The following is a 255-nucleotide window of genomic DNA, read 5'->3' as shown; positions in this document are numbered from 1 at the left end:
TACTATAGCTTGACACTGAACATTGAGCCTTGATGTGTAGGATAGGTGGGAGGCTTTGAAGCGTGGACGCCAGTCTGCGTGGAGCCAACCTTGAAATACCACCCTTTAATGTTTGATGTTCTAACGTGGACCCGTAATCCGGGTTGCGGACAGTGTCTGGTGGGTAGTTTGACTGGGGCGGTCTCCTCCCAAAGAGTAACGGAGGAGCACGAAGGTTAGCTAATCCTGGTCGGACATCAGGAGGTTAGTGCAATG

1 rRNA gene is annotated in these 255 nt (G+C 51.4%); it reads left to right on the top strand.

The window, feature by feature from the left end:
* Positions 1-255 (top strand): 23S ribosomal RNA (locus tag CWM58_RS27960); the annotation flags it as partial.

This window comes from Klebsiella sp. H-Nf2 (genome assembly GCF_002806645.1).
Lineage (GTDB): Bacteria > Pseudomonadota > Gammaproteobacteria > Enterobacterales > Enterobacteriaceae > Klebsiella > Klebsiella variicola.
The sequence above is the reverse complement of the archived record's forward strand: the minus strand, read 5'-3'. Positions and strand labels throughout refer to the sequence as shown.